The sequence below is a fragment of the Salifodinibacter halophilus genome, assembly GCA_012999515.1.
Taxonomy (GTDB): Bacteria; Pseudomonadota; Gammaproteobacteria; order Nevskiales; family Salinisphaeraceae; genus Salifodinibacter; species Salifodinibacter halophilus.
The window spans coordinates 1-352 of sequence record JABEEB010000069.1; the positions used below are offsets into that span (position 1 = coordinate 1).

Here is a 352-nt window from a genome sequence, read left to right on the forward strand (position 1 = left end):
AGACAATCCGCCCGGCGCGTTGGTCGAGATCAACGCCAGAGTGCAAGCCGGCCGGCTCGGTTTGGTGTGGAATTACGCGGGCGAAGCCTACGATGCCGCCACGATCGAAGCTTGGTCGCAGGCCTTCGCGGCGGAACTGGCGGCGCTGGTGGCGCATTGCCTGCAGCCCGGCAGCGGCGCGCTGACCGCCAGCGACCTGCCGCAGGCGAGGTTGCAGGCCGACGAATTCGCCTTGCTGGCAGCGCGCGAGGATGCGCGGGCCATCGAGCACGCGTTCCCGCTGACGCCGCTGCAGCGCGGCGTGCTGCTGGAGAGCTTGCGCGGCGACGGCGCCGATCCGTATTTCCAGCAG

Annotated in this window: 1 protein-coding gene; it reads left to right on the forward strand. The window is 69.9% G+C overall.

Annotation, left to right across the window (positions count from 1 at the left end; translation table 11 throughout):
* Positions 1–352: hypothetical protein (locus HKX41_10725; protein NNC24604.1), on the forward strand; the 352-nt coding region annotated here is incomplete at both ends.